Annotated in this window: 16 protein-coding genes; 3 read left to right on the plus strand and 13 right to left on the minus strand. The window is 59.7% G+C overall.

Annotated elements, in window-relative coordinates; all coding sequences use genetic code 11:
• Positions 1 to 110: 110 nt before the first annotated feature.
• The 8 genes from B9N88_RS25935 to B9N88_RS25970 form a co-directional block, all read right to left on the minus strand.
• A complete protein-coding gene (locus B9N88_RS25935) occupies positions 111 to 1,721 on the minus strand; it encodes a gamma-glutamyltransferase family protein (protein WP_027607404.1) in 1,611 nt (536 codons plus the stop codon).
• Positions 1,722 to 1,743: 22 nt separating this feature from the next.
• Positions 1,744 to 2,523, minus strand: a complete 780-nt coding sequence (locus tag B9N88_RS25940) for an amino acid ABC transporter ATP-binding protein (RefSeq protein ID WP_027607403.1) — start codon at positions 2,521 to 2,523, stop codon at positions 1,744 to 1,746.
• A 2-nt stretch (positions 2,524 to 2,525) separates the two neighbouring features.
• The gene (locus tag B9N88_RS25945) at positions 2,526 to 3,302 is read right to left on the minus strand and encodes an amino acid ABC transporter permease (RefSeq protein WP_027607402.1); all 777 of its coding nucleotides are present in this window, start codon (positions 3,300 to 3,302) and stop codon (positions 2,526 to 2,528) included.
• A 12-nt stretch (positions 3,303 to 3,314) separates the two neighbouring features.
• On the minus strand, positions 3,315 to 4,121 hold the full coding sequence (locus B9N88_RS25950) for an ABC transporter substrate-binding protein (RefSeq protein WP_027607401.1): 807 nt from the start codon (positions 4,119 to 4,121) through the stop codon (positions 3,315 to 3,317).
• A gap of 64 nt (positions 4,122 to 4,185) precedes the next feature.
• A complete protein-coding gene (locus tag B9N88_RS25955; RefSeq protein WP_027607400.1) occupies positions 4,186 to 4,854 on the minus strand; it encodes a GntR family transcriptional regulator in 669 nt (222 codons plus the stop codon).
• A 255-nt stretch (positions 4,855 to 5,109) separates the two neighbouring features.
• Positions 5,110 to 5,547: a hypothetical protein gene (locus B9N88_RS25960; protein ID WP_027607399.1), complete on the minus strand. Its 438-nt coding sequence runs from the start codon at positions 5,545 to 5,547 to the stop codon at positions 5,110 to 5,112.
• 57 nt (positions 5,548 to 5,604) lie between these two features.
• Positions 5,605 to 6,888, minus strand: a complete 1,284-nt coding sequence (locus B9N88_RS25965; RefSeq protein WP_027607398.1) for a HAMP domain-containing sensor histidine kinase — start codon at positions 6,886 to 6,888, stop codon at positions 5,605 to 5,607.
• Positions 6,885 to 7,568, minus strand: coding sequence for a response regulator transcription factor (locus tag B9N88_RS25970; protein ID WP_027607397.1), 684 nt, complete (start codon positions 7,566 to 7,568; stop codon positions 6,885 to 6,887). Before B9N88_RS25970 ends, B9N88_RS25965 begins: the two co-directional genes overlap by 4 nt.
• Positions 7,569 to 7,764: 196 nt before the next feature.
• On the opposite strand from B9N88_RS25970, the gene bamA reads away from it, so the two are divergent.
• From bamA to B9N88_RS25990, 3 genes are all read left to right on the plus strand, one after another.
• Entirely contained in the window at positions 7,765 to 10,131 is a 2,367-nt protein-coding gene (bamA, locus tag B9N88_RS25975) for an outer membrane protein assembly factor BamA (protein ID WP_027607396.1), read from the plus strand.
• A gap of 165 nt (positions 10,132 to 10,296) precedes the next feature.
• On the plus strand, positions 10,297 to 11,151 hold the full coding sequence (locus B9N88_RS25980) for a lipopolysaccharide biosynthesis protein (protein WP_081744474.1): 855 nt from the start codon (positions 10,297 to 10,299) through the stop codon (positions 11,149 to 11,151).
• 686 nt (positions 11,152 to 11,837) lie between these two features.
• Positions 11,838 to 13,292: a tyrosine-type recombinase/integrase gene (locus B9N88_RS25990; protein ID WP_027607394.1), complete on the plus strand. Its 1,455-nt coding sequence runs from the start codon at positions 11,838 to 11,840 to the stop codon at positions 13,290 to 13,292.
• Between the two features lie 1,105 nt (positions 13,293 to 14,397).
• Here B9N88_RS25990 and B9N88_RS26000 read toward each other — a convergent pair.
• The 5 genes from B9N88_RS26000 to B9N88_RS26020 form a co-directional block, all read right to left on the minus strand.
• Positions 14,398 to 15,714, minus strand: a complete 1,317-nt coding sequence (locus tag B9N88_RS26000) for an MFS transporter (protein ID WP_027607393.1) — start codon at positions 15,712 to 15,714, stop codon at positions 14,398 to 14,400.
• A 66-nt stretch (positions 15,715 to 15,780) separates the two neighbouring features.
• Positions 15,781 to 16,305, minus strand: coding sequence for a gamma carbonic anhydrase family protein (locus B9N88_RS26005; protein WP_027607392.1), 525 nt, complete (start codon positions 16,303 to 16,305; stop codon positions 15,781 to 15,783).
• A gap of 12 nt (positions 16,306 to 16,317) precedes the next feature.
• Positions 16,318 to 17,508, minus strand: a complete 1,191-nt coding sequence (locus B9N88_RS26010) for a CaiB/BaiF CoA transferase family protein (RefSeq protein WP_027607391.1) — start codon at positions 17,506 to 17,508, stop codon at positions 16,318 to 16,320.
• A gap of 25 nt (positions 17,509 to 17,533) precedes the next feature.
• On the minus strand, positions 17,534 to 18,463 hold the full coding sequence (locus B9N88_RS26015; RefSeq protein ID WP_027607390.1) for a hydroxymethylglutaryl-CoA lyase: 930 nt from the start codon (positions 18,461 to 18,463) through the stop codon (positions 17,534 to 17,536).
• Positions 18,464 to 18,573: 110 nt separating this feature from the next.
• Positions 18,574 to 19,485: a LysR family transcriptional regulator gene (locus B9N88_RS26020; protein ID WP_027607389.1), complete on the minus strand. Its 912-nt coding sequence runs from the start codon at positions 19,483 to 19,485 to the stop codon at positions 18,574 to 18,576.
• Positions 19,486 to 19,518 lie beyond the last annotated feature (33 nt).

Consider the following 19,518-nt stretch of genomic DNA (forward strand, 5'->3'; position numbering starts at 1 on the left):
TCGATTTTGTTCACTTGCCTGGAATGACAGGCGAGGTGAAAAAAGGGGACAGGCTTCGACCAACTTTTTTCAAAATGGCAGGGCAATGGCGGCGCCATGCCCTGCCCTGGTTACCATACCGCGATATGGGAATCCGCACGCGGTTCGGTGCCGCCGCACAGCACGCCGCTGACCGGGTCGCGCAGGATGATCTGCCCACGGCCGTAGTCGGTGAGGTCGCTGGCGATCTGCACCTGGTGACCACGCCGGGCCAGGGCATTGGCCAGGTCGCGGGAGGCACCCTGCTCGATGCCGACCTTCATGTCGCCCAGCCATTGCCAGCGCGGCGCATCCAGTGCGGCCTGGGGGTTGAGGCCGAAGTCCACCAGGTTCATCACCATCTGTACGTGACCCTGGGGCTGCATGTAGCCGCCCATCACGCCGAACGGGCCCAGGGCCTGGCCGTCCTTGGTGAGGAAACCGGGGATGATGGTGTGGAAGGTTTTCTTGCCTGCTGCCAGGCAGTTGGCGTGGCTCGGGTCGAGGCTGAATTCCTGCCCACGGTTCTGCAACGCAATGCCGCTGTCGGGCAGTACCACGCCGGAGCCGAAGCCGTGGTAGTTGCTCTGGATGAACGAGACCATATTGCCTTCGGCGTCCGCCGTGGCCAGGTACACCGTGCCGCTGGCGTGCGGGTCACCGGGCTTGGGCGCCTGGGCCTGTTCGCCGATCTGGCTGCGACGGCGCGCGCTGTAGTCGTCGCTGAGCAGGTCGGCCACTGCCACGCGCATGTGCAGCGGGTCGGTGATGTAATGCAGGCCGTCGCTGTAGGCGAGCTTCATGGCCTCGAGCTGGCGGTGCCAGGTCTGTTGGCTGTCGCGGTGATCGAAGGTGAAGCCTTCGAGGATGTTCAGCGCCATCAGCGCCACCAGGCCCTGGCCGCTCGGCGGGATTTCCCAGACGTCGACACCGCGATAATTGATGTGGATCGGGTCCACCCACTGTGCGCGGTAGTCCTTGAGATCACTGGCGCGCAGGTAACCCCCGGTGGCCCGTGAGTGGGCGTCCAGGCGTGCGGCCAGGGCACCGCGATACAGGCTTTCGCAACGGCTGGCGGCGAGTTCTTCCAGGGTGCGCGCCTGGGCCGGGTTGCGGAAAATCTCGCCCGCTTGGGGTGCGCGCCCATCGATGAGGAACGTGTCGAACCAGGCTTGCAGCACTTCATCGCGGTGCGGGCTGAATTCGTTCAAGGAGATCTGCCATTGGTGGGCAACCACCGGTGACAGCGGGAAACCCTCGCGGGCCAGGCGGATGGCCGGTTGCAGCAACTCGGCAAACGCCAGCTTGCCGAAGCGTTGCGACAGCTCCGCCCAGGCCGATGGGCAGCCGGGCACGGTCACCGGGGTCCAGCCGTACAGCGGCATCCGATCGTGCCCGGCAGCCTTGACCGCCTCGACACTCAAGGCGCCCGGCGCATGGCCATTGCCGTTCAGGCCATGCAACTGGCCCTTGCACCACACCAGGGCAAACGCATCGCCGCCCAGGCCGCAGCCGGTGGGCTCCACCACCGTGAGCGCGGCCGCCGTGGCGATGGCCGCGTCGATGGCGTTACCGCCCTTTTGCATGATCTCGATACCGGCCTGGGCAGCCAGGGGCTGGGACGCGGCGACCATGCCACGGCGGGCAAATACGCTCTGGCGCTGCGATGGATAGGGATACTCGTGAGCAGAAAATTTCAACATGGCAAAGGCTCTTCAAAAAAAGTCATAACACACGGCTGAGAAACGCCCGGGTCCGGGGATGACTGGGGTGGCTGAAGATCTGTTCCGGCGGCCCTTGTTCGATGAGTTCGCCCTGGTCGAGAACCACCACGCGGTCTGCCACTTCCCGGGCAAAGCCCATTTCATGGGTGACCACCACCATGGTCATGCCCTCCTCGGCCAGCTCTTTCATCACCTGCAGCACTTCGCCGACGGTTTCCGGGTCGAGGGCGCTGGTGGGTTCGTCGAACAGCATGGCCTGGGGTTTCATCGCCAGGGCGCGGGCGATGGCGACCCGTTGCTGCTGGCCGCCGGAGAGCATCGACGGGTAATGGCTGGCCTTGTCCGCCAGGCCGACCCGCGCCAACAGGCCACGGGCCTGTTCCAGTGCTTCGGCACGTGGCGTGCCGAGGACCTGGATCGGCGCTTCAATGATGTTTTCCAGCGCCGTCATATGGGGGAACAGGTTGAAGCGCTGGAACACCATGCCAATGTCGCGGCGCTGGCGGGCGATGTTGCGCTCCGAATCACGCACCAGGCTGCCGTCGCTGCGCTCGCGATAGCCCATGGCGCGGCCGTTGACGCGGATGCGCCCGCCCTGGATGTCTTCCAGCAGGTTGATGCAGCGGATAAAGGTGGTCTTGCCCGAGCCCGAGGCGCCGATCAGCACCACCACTTCGCCGCGCCGTACTTGCAGCGAGATACCCTTGAGGATCTGCAACGCGCCGAACGACTTCTGAATATCCAGTGCCTCAATGATCAGCTCTTCACTTTGGTGCGCCATGGTTATCGTCCCCTCAGCAGTTTCAGGGTGCTGCGCCCGAACATGCGGCTGGCTGCCGGTGGTGGCGCGGAAGGCCGGTCGGACTGGCTGAAGCGGGCTTCGAGCCAGCGCTGGAAAAAGCCCCAGAGGGTGGTCAGCGTCAGGAAGTACAAGGCAACCACCAGGTACAGCTCGAACACCCGGAAGGTGGCCGAGGTGATCATCTGGGTGCTGAGCAGCAGTTCCTGCACACCGATCACGCTGACCAGGGTGGTGTTCTTGAGCATCACGTTGAACTCATTGCCCAGCGGCGGCACGATCACCCGGAACGCCTGGGGCAGCACGATGCGCCGCATCAACTTGGCGAAGCCCATGCCCAGGGAGCGCCCGGCTTCATATTGGCCCTTGTCCACCGCGCCGATGCCGGCACGGATGATCTCGGCCATGTAGGCACCTTCGTTGAGGCCCAGGGCAATGATCGCCGCCTGGATATTGCCGGGGACGATCAGGCCGAACAGTTCGATATCCTCAAAGCGGAAAATCCCGCCCGCCGCCAGCGCCGTGTACAGAAACACGATCTGCACCAGCAGCGGCGTGCCGCGCATCAGCCACACGTAAAAACGCACCGGCAGATGCAACAGCGGGTTCTTCGACAAGCGCAACAACGCCGCCGCCAGCCCCAGCGCGCAGCCCAGCAGCATCGCCAGTACGCTGATCAGGCAGGTCAGCCACAGCCCCGTGAGGTAAACCCCGCTGGGCTGCAGCAGGTACTGCCAGAACACATCCCAATTGAAATTCATCGCAGGTACGCCTCAGTCGAGTGTGTCGCTGCTGACATGCCATTTGTCCAGCAACTGCACATAGCTGCCATCGCTGCGCATATCGCTGATCACCTGCTGCACGGCGGCGGTCAGTTGCGGGTCGTCCTTGCGTATGCCCAGGCCGGTGAGGATGCGGCTGAACGCCGGCACGCCTTCCTGGAACAGGTCCGGGGCCATTGCTGCGTAGTAACCGGCGGTTTCCACGGTGGTGCCGTAGGCGTCGACCTGGCTGATGCGCAGGGCCTGGAACGCGTCGGTGTCGGTGTTGTAGACCACCAGTTTCATCGGGGGCTTGCCGGCCTTGGCCAGGCTTTCATTGTGGGCATCGAGCAGGGTCTTGATGGTGGAGCCGTTGAGCACCGCGACCTTGTGCGCGGACAGGTCATCCAGCGCCTTGATGCCCTTGGGGTTGCCCTTGGGCACCACCACCGACTGGCTGGAATACATGTAGTTGACGATGTCGATCACCTGGCGCCGCTCGGGTTTGTCGAACAGCTGGTCGACGATCATGTCGCACTGCTGGGCGAGCAGCGCCGGCACCAGGCCAGAGAACGGAATCACCCGCCATTGCACTTGCTTGTCGCCCAGGCGCCTGGCGATTTCCAGGCCCAGGTCGACGGTGAGCCCGCGGGGTTTCTGGGCTTCGTCGAAGGACACCAGGGGCGGGGAATCCATCCCCGAGCAATAGACAAGTTTGTCGACTTTTTGCAGACGATCCGGCACTTGAGGCGCAGCAAAGGCCCCTTGTGCGCAGAGACCGAAGGAGACAGCCACCAGCAAGGCGCGGCATTTATGCATGACCAGACACTCCAGTTCGTTGAATAACGGGGCAGGACTAAAGTCAAAACACAGCGGGTGTTTCTTATTGTTCGGTTTGCAGGAACTGGATCAGCGCCGGCACGGTGCCTTCGATGTGTTCGCGCACCACGGCTTCGGCGCGGGCGGCGTCGCCGGCGCGGATCGCATCGAGGATCACCGCGTGTTCCTGGCGGGCACTGAGGGGTTTTTCGCCGTGCTGCAACCACAAGCGCATGGGCGCCTCGACCAGCGAGTACAGCGCCGAAATCTGCTTCATCAAGCGTGGGCGGCCGCTGAGGCTGCACAGGTATTCATGGAACGCGCGATGGCGGCTGACCCAGGCGGCGCTCTCATCGCGGTAGTCGTCCATCGCGTCGAGCATGCGCTCCAGGGCCGCCAGTTGACGCTCACCGATACGGCCGACGGCCACGCGCACCGCCAGGCCTTCGAGGGCGCTGCGCATCTCGAACACTTCGTGCAGCTCATCGATATCCAGACCGCTGACGATCGCGCCACGGTTGGGCCGCAGGGTCACCAGGCCCTGGGCATCAAGGCGGCGAAAGGCTTCGCGCACCGGCATGCGGCTCATGCCGATCTCGCTGGCGATGTCTTCGGCGATCAGCCGGTCGCCCTTGCGGTAGCGGCCGCCGCAAATGGCATCGAGCAGAAAGTTGTAGGCCTCCTCCTCGGCGGTGAGGGGCTGGCGGTCAACGTAAGCGGGAGCGAATTGCATCGGCAGCACCTTTTGAATTTTTGTATCCAATTATCCACGAATACAAAAAAGCAGAATGCGTGCCAACGGCCTGGGCCAGGAGCCAAGTGATTGATTCAGATCGGATAGAAGGGAAAAAGCTGGCGCTGGCGTTGAAAAGTCGCGTGGGAATTTGCTACCCAATGGCGCAGAAGATGCCCCATTGGTGGGCGGAAGTAACAAGCAGGACGTGGGTGAGATGCTTTTGCTTGAGGCGAATCCAGCCCACCGTTGGCGTTATGGCTCGGCCGAATAGATGACGGTTTGCGCGCTGTTTTCGCCGACCGCCTGGCGGGTGAAATAGGTGTCGCCTTCGTCGGTGAGGATCTCGTAGTCGGCCTTACGGGCCGGGCTGGCGTGCTTGATGATTTTCAGCACGCGCTGGAATTTCACGCTTAGCGTGCCGTTGTGGCTGGGCCCGGTGAGCACATTGACGCTTTGAAACCAGCCGGCGTGCCGCTGGTTGCTCACCAACGCGTGGCTCATCGCCTCAAAACGTTCCAACCGAGTGAAGCCCCACAGGGTCTGTTCTTCGACGGTGGCGCCCGGCGTAGCGGCGCCGGTAAACACAAACAGATTGATCGCCGGGCTGTCTTCGCAAAAGAAGTCGTAAGGGACCAGGCCGTCGACCATTTTCCTGCCGGGCACGAAGCCCTTCTTATGCACCTGAAACATCGTCACCTCCACTCAATCAATGGCGACAAGTCTAATCAGGCGCGACGTACAGGGCGGTCAAGCCAATGTAATGTCGTGTAAAGATCGCGCGCTGTGCAGGGTGATCTCCACTGTCAGCCCGCCGCCCGGCTCGTTGCGCGCGAGGATGTGGCCGCCGTGCATCTGGACGGCCCTCGCAGCAATGGCCAGCCCCAGGCCAAACCCCACGCTGGCATCGCCCACACCACGTTCGAACGGCTGGAAAATGCTGTGCAGCCGGTCATTGTCGACGCCCGGCCCTTGGTCGGTGATCTGTACCGTGAGGCGGTTCGCATCCTGGTTGACCTGCGCCGACACGCACACGGTGGTGTCCGGCCGGGTGTAGCGCACGGCATTGCGAATCACGTTCTCGAAGCAGCGGTACAACAACTCACCGCTGACGCAGGCGATAAACGGCGGGCACGCCTGCAGGTGCACGCGACAGCCTTTGATGCCGGCTTCGAACTGCGCATCTTCAACGATCATCGCCAGCAATTCGACAATATCCACGGGCTCGCGCTCGATACTTTCCGGGCGGCCTTGCAGGCGCGCCAGGGTCAGCAACGCCTCGATCAGGGTGTCCATGCGCTCGGATTCGCGCTCGATGCGTTCGAGCATTTCCAGGCGGGCGGCGTCCTGGCGCAACAGGCCGATGGCCGCCTGCATGCGCGTCAGCGGGGAGCGCAGTTCATGGGAGATGTCGTGCAGCAGTTGCTGCTGGGCCTCCACCAGCCCCTTCAACTGGTTGGCCATGCGGTCGCAGTCTTCCGCCAGGTCGACGATCTCGTCGCGACGCTTGCCCATGGCCGGCTTGACCCGGGTTTCGAAGCGTCCCTGGGCCGCGTCGCTCATGGCGCGCTTCAGGTAAGCCAGGGGCCAGGCCAGGTAATAGGCCATGTAGCCGCTGAACAGCGCACTCATCAATGTGCCGATGATCAACGGAATCTGGTGCCAGGGCCGGCCGGGCGGGTTACCGGGCGCGTGGGTCGACCTGATCGACAGCGCCAGGCCTTCCTTGCTGACGACCGCTCGCTCATAGGCCGGCTGCGTCACCGGCCCACCTATCAGCAATTGCCCGGCACTGTTGTAGACGCCGATGGCCTCATCCGCCGGGCGCTCCCACACCGCCAGGAGCTGGCCGCCCGCCTCGACACCGAACGTTTGCAGTAGCTTGTCTTCGGCCGCCAGCATGGCTTCCACATGCGGGTCATTCGGCTGGAAACGGCCCAGTTCAAGCACGCCGACGCCCACCAGGAAGGTCAAGGTGGTCGCCAGCCAGAAGGCCAGGAACAGTTTCCAGAACAGCAGGCTGGGCCTGGTCATTCGGCAATCAACAAGTAGCCGAGGCCACGTACGCTCTGGATCCAGGCCTTGGCGTCCGGGCGCGGCCCGAGTTTTTGCCGGATGCTGCTGATATGCACGTCGATGCGCCGGTCGTAGCGGGTCAGCGGGCAACCGAGGGCATTGAGTGACAGATCCTTTTTACTCACTACCTGGCCGGCACTGCGGGCCAGCTCTTCCAGCAGGCTGAACTCGGTGCTGGTCACACCCAGCTCGAGGCCGTTCCACAGGGCCTGGCGCCTGCCGGGCCACAACACCAGCGCGCCGGTCTTGATCACTTCGGTGGTCGGCTGGCCCACCGGCTGCACCCTGCGCATGATGGCGCGCAGGCGCGCGACCAGTTCGCCGGGGGAGCTGGGCTTGGGCACGTAATCATCGGCGCCGAGTTCCAGGCCGGTGATGCGGTCGATGTTGTCACCACGGGCGGTGAGCAGCACTACGGGTACCTGGCTGACGACGCGGATGCGCCGGAGCACTTCGATGCCCGAGCGCTGGGGCAGCATCACGTCCAGCACCACAATGCTGTAGCGCCCCGACAGCGCCTCCACCTCGCCCTCCTCCCCCGTGTGCACGGCCGTGGTCTCAAAGCCTTCGCGCGCGAGGTATTGGCTCAGCATGTCAGTCAGTTCCTGGTCGTCGTCGACCAACAATACGCGGATCATCTCGGGCTCGTCGGTGGGGGGTTGCGCATTATCGGCCCGGCATCGGCATCCCAGGCCAAACTTTACCTAACTTGACATTCGGTTAACCGCACCAAACGCCCCTCGCTCGTATGCTGGATGTTCACCAGTCCGGCCGCGCGGCGAGTTGTCCATGCGTGCCGGCGCTGCTTGTCGATGTGTTCTGGAAAAGATCTTGATGAATTTTTCGCGCCTGCTCTGCTCGGTTGCGCTGCTGCTCAATGCCTCACTGGCACTCGCCCAAGGCTTCAAAATCTCGGATATTCGAATCAACGGCCTGCAACGGGTCTCTGCAGGCAGCGTGTTCGGGGCATTACCCCTGAACGTCGGCGACGAAGCGGATGACCGGCGCCTGGTGGACTCGACCCGCGCGCTGTTCAAGACCGGTTACTTCCAGGACATCCAACTGAGCCGCGAAGGCGATGTGTTGATCATCAATGTAGTCGAGCGTCCTTCGGTTGCCAGTATCGAGTTCGAGGGCAACAAGGCGATTGCCACCGATGACCTGATGAAAGGCATGAAGCAATCGGGCCTTGCCGAGGGCGAGATTTTCCAACGCGCCACCCTGGAAGGGATACGCAACGAGTTGCAGCGCCAGTACGTTGCCCAGGGCCGTTACTCGGCGTCGGTGGACGCGCAGGTGGTGGCTCAGCCGCGTAACCGCGTAGGCTTGAAAATCAAGATCGACGAAGGTGAAGTGGCGTCGATCCAGCACATCAACGTGGTAGGCAACACGGTGTTCCCCGACGATGCCCTGATCGACCAGTTCACCCTCAAGACCAGCAACTGGCTGTCGTTTTTCAAGAACGACGACAAATACGCACGGGAGAAGCTGTCGGGCGACCTTGAACGCTTGCGCTCCTATTACCTGGACCGTGGCTATATCAACATGGATATCACCTCGACCCAGGTCTCGATGACCCCGGACAAAAAGCACGTCTACATCACCGTGAACATCCAGGAAGGCCAGAAATACACGGTGCGCGAGGTGAAGCTCAGTGGTGAGCTGAAAGTCCCGCAGGACCAGGTCCAGTCCTTGCTGCTGGTGCAGAAGGGCCAGGTGTTCTCACGCAAACTGATGACCACCACCTCGGAGCTGATTACCCGTCGCCTGGGCAACGAAGGCTACACGTTCGCCAACGTCAACGGCGTGCCGCAGGCCCACGATGAAGACCACACGGTTGACGTCACGTTCTCCGTCGACCCCGGTAAGCGGGCCTACGTCAACCGTATCAACTTCCGTGGCAATACCAAGACCGACGACAAGGTGCTGCGGCGGGAAATGCGCCAGATGGAAGGTGGCTGGGCGTCAACCTACCTGATCGATCAGTCCAAGGTGCGCCTGGAGCGCCTGGGGTTCTTCAAGGAGGTGAACGTCGAGACGCCTGCGGTGGCCGGCCTCGATGACCAGTTGGATGTGAACTACGCCGTGGAAGAACAGGCGTCCGGTTCGATTACCGCCAGTGTCGGCTTTGCCCAGAGTTCGGGGCTGATCCTCGGCGGCTCGATCACCCAGAACAATTTCCTCGGCACCGGCAACTACGCCAGCCTGGGGCTGACCCGCTCGTCCTACCAGAGCAAGTACAACATCGGTTTCACCGATCCCTACTTCACCACCGACGGGGTGAGCCTGGGTTACAACGCGTTCTACAGCAAGACCGACTACAACAAGTACTACGATGACGGGGTTTCCTATTACGCCATCAATAGTTTTGGCCTGGGCACCACCCTCGGTTACCCGATCAATGAAACCTCGCGCTTGAACTTTGGCCTGACCGTACAACACGACAGCATCGAACCGGGCACCTACAGCGCCGACGAGATCTACGACTTTATCGAGCGCGAAGGCAAGGAATTCACCAACTTCAAGGCCAACCTTGGCTGGTCGGAGTCGACCTTGAACAAAGGCGTGCTGGCGACTCGCGGGCATTCGCAAAACCTCAACCTGATGGTGACGGTGCCCGGCAGCGACCTGAGTTTCTACAAAATCGACTACACGGGGCAGACGTTCCTGCCTGTCAGCAACACCACATCACTGCGCTTTCACACCAAGCTCGGCTACGGCAGCGGCTACGGCTCCACGGACGGGCTGCCCTTCTATGAAACCTACACCGCCGGCGGCGAAGGCACGGTGCGCGGCTTTGAAAGCGGCACCCTCGGCCCGCGCAACACCCCGGCAACCGGTGCCTACGCCAGTGCCGGGCAGGCGTACTACTCGGACCGGGACACCGAGTCGCTGGGCGGCAATATCCTGATAACCGGCGGCGCGGAGTACCTGTTCCCGGTGCCGTTCATCAAAGACAACAAATCCGTGCGAACCTCGTTGTTCTGGGACGTAGGGACGGTGTATTCGGACAAGTGCTACCTCAGCACGACCCAGGGCTGCGGCAGCGTGGACCTAAGCCAGATGGCCAGTTCGGTGGGAGTTGGGGTGACATGGTACAGCCCGCTGGGGCCGCTGAGTGTGAACTTGGCCTACCCGATTCGCACGCCGGAGAACGCGGACAAGCAGGTGTTTCAGTTCTCCATGGGGCAGACGTTTTAAAGGTTGCGGCGTGTTGATGCGTTTCCCCCTTCTCGGAAAGGCCCTACACAAATACCGGACGTCTGGCGAAGCCGCGTTTATGTATTGTTTTTTATAAAGGAACTCCGCTATCGAGCCTTGGTCGGCTGATGTGTGGATTTTCCTTTCACTACGCGGATAGATCGGATGAAACAGATGCCCTTCGTCGAGGCCAAGCCTGTTGCCGACAAAAAGCTGGCTTTGTTTGCACCCGTGCCAGCGCCATGGCGTTCAAGCGCACACCCGCTGTACCTGAACGATTTTGCTGCCTGTCGGAATGTCGAATCAGGAGCGGTTTTTATTATCGCTTCCGGCCTGTCAGCCAAATCATTCCCCCTCGAAAAGTTCGCGCACGTGCCCATGATCACCATGAATGGCTCCATTTCGATGTTTATGAACACCGACATCAAGCCGAGTTTTTACGCCTGCACGGACAGAAGCTTTTCCAAACAGCAGCCGGATTTATTCAACTACGCCATGGCTGTCAGCCAAAGGGTCGCGCTGTGGGAAGACCATGCGCAATCCTCCCATGCTCGTCCAACCGGGCAGCTCTACCCGCTGTCCAAGGCGCCAAAACCGTCGTGGATCGATGTGGCGCTCGGAAGATCAAAAGAGCTGGTTACTGATCACCCCTTGATCGCCTTTCGGAAACGGTCCATCGGGTTCAGCAAGGACATGAGCCAGGGCTTTTTTGATGCCCGAACCGTGGCCTACCTGGCCATCCAGCTGGCATTCCACGTCGGGTTCTCCAAGGTTTTCCTGGTGGGCGTCGACCTGGACGAAAAGTCGGGGAGGTTTTACGAAACGAAGGACTCCATAAACTCCCCCTGCGGGCTCGACCAGCACTATTACACCCGCATACTGCCGTCGTTCGAGTTGATGTCCAAGAAAGTCATCGGGGATGACTTCATGGTTTACAACTTATCCGATATTTCGAAGATTCCGGCGAGTGTGATTCCGCGTATCAGCGTCGCTCAAGTGGAAGCGATGCTCCACCAGTAGACACACAGTCGGCCTGGAGGCCTTCGCCAACTCCCTGCACTACACACATTGGGTGTCGGCAGCTGAGGGCCCTTCTCAAAAAATCCGAATATCAGCCCGGATACTTCAGTCTTTTTTAGCAGGAGATTGAAGGAGTTATCTGGATTGGGTTCCACGGCCAGCGAGAAGAATGGCGGGGGCCTTCTGTTGCATAGTGAGCACTATGCCCTGGGCCATTTGGGGCTTACGCTGAAGCGTATGCGCTGATCGTACTTCAGATCTGCCTATGCTCAATGAACCTGTGTGGGTTTAAAAAGAATTTTCAGAATCAGCAGACGTAACTCATCCAGGACCTTGATGGCCGGAAGCTTTCAGTGCATTGGCTGGATCCAAGCGTGGGGCGGTGACGATCTTGAGGAGGAAGTTGGGATGATCCCCCGCAAAAGTCCCTATGCGTAAAAAAGCCGAACTGGCTGGAGTTCGGCTAAGTCACTGAAAAATATGGTCGGGACGGAGTGATTCGAACACTCGACCCCTAGCACCCCATCTCCTTTTTCATACTTCTTGAAAGACTCCAACATTTTACTCTGGATTTTTCTAAGCTAGTATTTACTTGAGCTCCAGCGATGTTCTGCTCTACGAGAGTCCAGTAACGTCCATCAAGAGCTGACGTTTTTGTGGGGGTAAAAGTAGGGGGAACCCATTTTATGGCCAAAATCACCATCAAAGAACTCGAGTCGCTGACCGCCAACGATGCCGGCCGAATCCTCCGGGAAGATGGCAATCTCGCGGGTCGAATTTCCCTGCGTAAGGACGGCGTGTCGGTCAGCTTTTTCTATCGCTATCGGTGGGGCGACCAGAACAAAGAATACGCCTGCGGGTCCTGGCCACGCAAATCCCTGACGGACATCCGCAAGGCCCGCAATCAGGCCCGGGCGCTCATTGATGAGCAAATCAATCCCAACGAGCACAAGAAAACCGCCAAGGCACAGGCATACGCCACTGCTAACGTAGAGGCTGAACAAGTAAAAACGACAAAGGTGAAAACGCTGACCGTCCAGGATCTGGCCAAGGCGTGGCTGTTGGATGGCGTGGCGCGCAAAGATGGCAATACTGAATTGCAACGACGCTTTAACAAGGACCTTTTTCCGGCACTCGGCAAGACCGGGGTGAACAATGTTTCCGAACACGATGTTCGGGCGCTGATCCGCACCGTGGTCAGCCGCGGTGCTCACCGGCAAGCCATCAGTTTCTTCGCCGACCTCACTCAGATGTTCGGTTGGGCGAGAAAGCGCCAACCTTGGCGGGCCTTATTGATCGAGGGTGATCCAACTGAGCTGGTCGACATCTCCCCCTTGATCCCGGCCGACTACGAAGCCGAAAGAAGCCGCATCCTTTCACCGGCTGAGCTGTTGGAACTGCACAACCGTTTCCAGCAAATGACCGCCGATTACGACGCCCTCCCCGCCGGTCAAAAATATGACGGCATTCGACCGCTGAAGAAGGAAACCCAACTTGCGCTCTGGATTAGCCTGGGCACGCTGTGCCGGATTGGCGAGTTGCTGCAGGCCGAATGGAAAAATGTCGATCTGGACCGGCAGACCTGGTTCCTCCCCAGTGAAAACGTCAAAGGCACCCGGGGCAAGAAGCAGGACCACCATGTCTTCCTCTCGCCCTTTGCCCTGCATTTCTTTCAGGAACTCAAGACCCTGACGGGGCATTCCCAGTGGTGCTTCCCCAACAAGCAGGATGATGGGCATGTGGACGTGAAAGTGGTGAGCAAACAGGTAGGCGATCGCCAGGCCCGATTTAAAAACCGCAAGGCCCTCTCACGACGGCGTCACGACGATACCCTGGTGCTCGCCGACGGCCAGAACGGCGACTGGACGCCACATGACCTGCGCCGTACCGGGGCGACCATGATGCAAGCCTTAGGCGTTAGTCTGGATGTCATCGATCGCTGCCAAAATCATGTCCTGGCTGGCTCTCGGGTGAGACGTCATTACTTGCATCACGACTATGCCGAAGAGAAGAAAAACGCCTGGAACCTGTTGGGCGATCGGCTCAGTGCGGTGTTGTCCTCGAACTACGAGCACACGCCAAACGAGTCGATGTTGTCTTTTCCAGTGTACGCGGCGCCAGAGACGCGAGCACCGTCATAGGCGGTTGCGCCCATAGCATCCCGGAATTTAACATCCGCGACACCCCGTGTTATGGCCTTAAATCCGCGACGAGCAAAGGTGACAGACTGCATGTACACATTCGTGAGCTTCACCGTCGCGGAACTGTTCGAAAAAGTATGGCAAACACCCATGGTCAAACTGGCCCACGAAATTTGGTGTTTCCGACGTCGCCGTCGCCAAGGCTTGTCGCAAAGCCGGCATCCCTCTCCCTGGGCGTGGCCACTGGGCCAAATCGGAAAAGCAGCGACAACGCAAACCCAAACCTCCTCAGGTCGAAGGCAATGTCCGATTCCAAGTGCTCGACCGTGACAACTCGCTCGTCACGACTGGCACTGATTTGAACTCACCTATAGTCCGGCGGAAGATTGAAGCCCCCTATCAATTATCCGAGTCTCACGCGCTAGTGAGTCAATGGCTAAAGACCGCAAAAACGTCGAAGGTCAAGGACGGCTACCTCGATTACGCAGGCAAGCGTGTATTGAATGTGAACAAACCAGACGTAGTTCGGCGCTCCAGTTCGCGAGCCTATCGTCTGGAACTACCCAAAACGATTGGACCACAGTCTACATCGGCGCGTTTGTACACGGTTTTCGTGGACAGCTTGCGAGGTTTCGTAGCCATTATTTGGTAGCGACATTTCCTGCCCCGTCTCTCCACTCGTGGGACTGCCTGGCCTCGAGGTAAATTTGCTCCACTCTGAAGATGCTCGCTGGGCAGTATCCGATCAGCTTGGGCGCGTAGTGGTTGACACTCGCACCTTGATTTTATAGCTGCAAAAATGACGACATAACTCCCGCCATCGTAAGTGATGCGCTCATCGGTTTTTTGGACCAAGCAGCTTCGCTCGTATCTGGGTAATAGAAAGGCAGATTCCTAACGCAGCATCACGTCTCGTACGGGCTGTATAGGAGTGGACGCACCCGCCTTTAGATGAACCCTCCCCCTTGGATACCCACGGCATTAACGGGTGAAGGCGGTTCAAGAGCGCTTGCGCGATTCAACCCCTCAAAAATCAGCAAGCCCGTTCATGCGTGTAGACGGAGAAGACAAGGAGGTATAAGTCCGGTCATTCGTGAGAATTTCGTCAGGACTTAGGATTCTTGACGCAGCGCATAACGACGAAACAAGCGATTAGAATCAGCGGTGCAATGGAGAGCATGCCCATGTAGGTAGAGCCGGACAGATCGTTGATTTTGCCCACCATCACAGGTGCAACGATGCCGCTCAATTGGCCGATGGAGTTGATTGCTGCTGTCCCGGTAGCGATTGCCAGGCCGGAGAAGGTCGACTGCGGGATGGTCCAGAAAATCGGGATCGCAATAAAAGTGCCTGCGGTAGCAAGTACGAGGGCTGCCATCATGGCCCATGACGAGTCGGAGAACAGACAGGCCAACAAGTAGCCTACTGCCGCTGTCATCAGGCACAGAACAAGGTAAATCTTACGCTCACCCGTACGGTCGGAACGCCGCGTCAGCCACACCATGCCGATGCAAGCCACTATATACGGCAGCGCCGAAAGCGTCCCGATCCAGAACAGGCTCTGCACGCCGGAGGATTTGATCAGGTGTGGCATCCAGAAGTTGAGACCATAGGAGGCGGTCTTGATCACAAAGTAGATGAACGCCATGATCGCCACTTCGCGGGTCAGTAACACACGCCACAATGACCCAAGCACAGGCTTCTGGTTAACGTTGTCCTGCGCCAGGTTGGCCGCCAGGAGGTCCTTCTCGCTACGGCTTAGCCATTTGGCCGATTCGATGTCTCGGTCCAGTTTCCACAGCACCAGCAGGCCGAGTACAACGCAGGGCAGTCCAGACATCAGGAACAGCCAGTGCCAACCCGCCAGACCGAACACGCCGTCCATCGTGCCCAACAGGATCCCTGCCGCCGGCCCGCCGACGGCGCCTGCCAGAGGTACCGCCAGGAACCAGAGGCCATTCATCTTCGCCAGGTGCTTCTTGGGAAACCAGCACGCCAAGTAGAACAGAATCGCCGGGCCAAAGCCGGCTTCCATGACGCCGATCAAAAAACGCAGGAAGTACAGGGTGTATTGCGTGTAGGCAAACATTAACGCCGCCGTCGCCAGCCCCCAGGAGATCATAATCCGACAGATCCAGGCAGGCGCGCCATAGCGCTTGAGTCCCAGGCTGCTGGGGACTTCGAATAGCACGTAACCGAAGAAAAACATGCTCGCGGCCAGGCCATATGCCGCATCGGACAAACCCAATTCTTGCTGCATCTGGGTCTTGGCGAAGCTAATGTTGATCCGGTCAAAATAAGAAAACAGAAAGCAGATAATGGCCAGCGGCATGATGCGCCAGGCCACGCGCCGATAGAGCAGCAGTTCGTTGATCGTTTCTTCGCTGCGCGCAAGTGCGACTTCGCCAGTCATGGCAACCATGATGTTTCTCCATTCTTGTAATTATTGGAGAGAGGCAAGTTCCTTCAGGAACTTTGCTCAACGGGGTTAACTGATCAGGATCAGTTTGTCCTTGTACACCTGCCCTTTGACGACATAGTCCTCGGCGTTTCGGTGCATGCCGGCGATCGCTTCAGGTGTCAACTCGCGCACGACTTTGGCTGGTGCACCCAGGATCAGGGAGTTGTCCGGGAACACCTTGCCTTCGGTGACGACGGCACCGGCGCCCACCAGGCAGTTCTTGCCGATGACCGCACCATTGAGGACTACCGCCTGAATCCCGATAAGCGCACCATCGCCGATGGTGCAGCCATGCAACATGGCCTGGTGGCCGATGGTGACGCCCCTGCCCACCGTCAGCGCAAATCCCGGATCGGCATGCAGCACCGCACCTTCCTGCACATTACTGTGCTGACCGATGAGAATCGGCTCGTTGTCACCCCGCAGAACAGCCTGGGGCCAGATACTGACGCCCTGCTCCAGCGTGACATTGCCGATGACGGTAGCGTCTTGCGCGACGAAGGTTTCGGCGTGGATGGCGGGGATAAGCGTGTCATATTGATAGATAGCCATGTCAGCTCCTCCTCAGGCCTGCGCATCAGTTTTCAGAACACCGGCAGCACACAGCTCGGCAATGTGTTCGTCGCTGTAGCCCAGTTCACGCATGACTTTGTGGGTATGCTCACCGATGCGTGGAATTGATCGACGGGGTTGCAGACGCTTGCCATCCAGGGACAACGGCAGCAATGGCATGGCGGTGAACGATCCGTCTTCGAGTTCAAGATTTGCCAGCCCACCGCTTTGCAGCAGGTGAGGATCTTCGAACAACTCTTCCGGGCGACGAATCGGCGCGAATGGAATGCTGTGGGCTTCGAGCTGCAGAGCCAATGCCTGCGCATCCATGGTCGCGAAGACTTCAGCCAAGTGAGCCAGCAACCGCGGGCGTTGCAGCACCCGATCGTTGTTGGTGGCGAGGGTCTGGTCGTCGAGCAGCGCGGTCTGGCCCAGCAACTGGCATAAGGCGTTCCATTGACCTTCACCGGTGGCGGCAACGAACATCTGCTCACCGCCAGCGAACTCGAACACGTCATAGATCGCCCAGGCACTGATGCGGTTCGGCATCGGTGCGGCCGCCTGCCCGGTCACGACGTATTGCTGCATATGTTGGGCAGAGAGCAATACGCAGTTTTCGTAGAGCGCACTCTGCACTTCGCGACCGACGCCGGTGACGTTGCGTTCGTTGAGCGCGGCGAGCACGCCAATGGCACCGAACATCCCGCCCATGATGTCGTTCACCGAACTGCCGGCACGCAGCGGTCTGCCTACCGGGCCGGTCATGTAGGCCAGGCCTGCCATCATCTGCACCACTTCATCCAAGGCCAGGCGATTGTCATAGGGGCCGTTGAGAAAGCCTTTGTGCGAGGCATAGATGATGCGCGGGTTACGCTCACGAATCGCTTCGTAACCGAAGCCGAGCTCGCTCATGCGGCCGGGCTTGAAATTCTCGATGAATACGTCAGCGGTATCGATCAGCTCCAGTACCGCCTCTCGTCCTTGTTGAGTATTGACGTCGATGGCGATGCACTGTTTGTTGCGGTTGAACGTGCGGAAAAAACCGGCACCGGCGCCCAGCAGACGGCGTGTGCCGTCTCCGCGGATCGGTTCAATCTTGATCACCTCGGCACCGAGGTCACCCAGGATCATTCCGCAGGTCGGGCCCATCACCATGTGAGAAATTTCAACGATACGAATGCCGTCCAATGGAAGCCTGGACATTATTGTTCTCCTCGATCGGACAGGTTCAGGTGAGACCGGCAACCGGCACGTAATTGAGTGGAAGGCCGGCGCGGGCAATGCAGCCGTAAAGGGTTTCGTGCGGCAATGCGTCGCGAAGCACGTCGCGGGAGGCGATCAGCGCGACCAGGTCAATGCCTGTCTCGTAGCCCATGCTTTGGAGCATGAACACCAGGTCTTCGGTCACCGTGTTGCCGGACGCTCCTGGAGCGAACGGGCAACCGCCCAGCCCGGCCAGGGAGGAATCGAGTTCGGTTACGCCTTGCTGCACGGCCACCAGGCTGTTGGCGAGCGCCAGCCCGCGAGTGTCGTGAAAGTGCGCAGCCCTGAGCTTGTCACCGGCAATGGCGCGCACCGCCTGCAAAGTGGTCGCCACCTGCCCGGGATTCGCGTAGCCGGTGGTGTCGCCGAGGGAAACCAGATCACAGCCGGCTTCCAGCACATGACGCGTCAATTCGCAGAGATCACTCAAAGGCACCTCGCCTTGACGAGTACAGCCAAATGCAACGGACATCCCGGCGATGAGTTGAACGTTGTGCAAACCCATTTCGATCCGCAGTTGGCACATGCGCGCCAGCTCTTCGACCATTTCCAGCGGCGTGCGACGCACATTAGCCAGGCTGTGGGCCGCACTTACGGAAACCGGCGCAATGATGCGGTGGGCGCCGGATTCAAGTGCATCGCGACATCCAAGCAGGTTCGGCGCCAGCACCGAGACGATCAGATCCGGGTAACTCAAGGCGTGGGCCACGACTTCTTTGGCATCGGCCATTTGCGGCAGCAGTTTGGCGGGCACGAAAGACGCGACTTCCATATGGCGTACGCCAGCCGCATAGGCGGCATCGATCCATTGGCGTTTGGCGGTGGTCGGCATGATGACTTGAAGACTCTGCAAGCCGTCGCGCATGCCCACTTCGTTGATCGTTATTGTTGTCATGAAGTTCTCTCACAGGCTGAAGCACAGGTTCAGACTAGAGGGACACACTCAGACCGAAAAGACGTTATTCACGCCCTGATCCATCGTCAACCACGATGGATCGACACCGGTCAGATAACGGATTGTCGTGGTGGTGCACGCAGCAGCAGGTGATCCAACAGCCGGCGCGCAGAAAGCGGCAGCGCATCACGATCCCGCACACAAATCACAAACTCACCCAAGGCCCAATCGTCGGTCAGCGGGATGATCCGCAGGTCAAACAGTTGCGCATATCGCGCCACTGCTTCCAGCGGAAACACTGCCAGCCCCAGACCGAACTGAACCAGGCGGAACGCGGCATCGAATGACGACACATAGGAGCGGAAGCGCAGCTCCTTGCCATGTTTTTCCGCGTCTTCGCGCATGAAGGTATTCAGTGTGGCGAAGGCGGACAGGCCCAGATGATCAAAGGCCAGTGTGTCTTCAAAGGCAATACGGGTGCGGTCGGCCAAGGGATGACTGGCGCTGACCACCACGGCCAGGTGGTCTTGGCGATACGGCAGGAACTCAAGATCGCCCACGGCCATCGACCGCCGGAAAATGCCCAGATCGGCATTTCCTTCAGCTACGCCGCGAACCACATCGGGGCTGAAACGCTCTTCGATATCGACCTGGATTCCAGGGTGTTTGAGCATGAAGTCAGACAGCTCTTCGGGTAGAAACTCCATAATTGACGAGATGTTTGCCAACACCCGTACATGCCCTCGGGCGCCTTTAGCGTATTCGCCAAGCTCGCTATCGAGCCGCTCCATCGCCCGCGTCAGAGACCGAGCGTGCCGAAGCAGCGCCAACCCCGCCGGGGTCGGTTCAACCCCGCGTTTGCTGCGCTTTAGTAGCCGCGTACCAAATCGCGCCTCAATGTCGGAAATACGTTTGCTGACCGCCGAGGGCGCCATAAATGCTCGCTCACTGGCGCTTGCAATCGTGCCCTCTTCACAGACCAGAATGAACAAGTGCAAGGATAAGTGATCCAGGTGCTGCATTACGTCCGTCCATCAAATCTCAATGTGGCGCGA

It is taken from the genome of Pseudomonas sp. LAMO17WK12:I1 (assembly GCF_900177315.1).
In the GTDB taxonomy this organism is placed as follows: Bacteria; Pseudomonadota; Gammaproteobacteria; order Pseudomonadales; family Pseudomonadaceae; genus Aquipseudomonas; species Aquipseudomonas marginalis.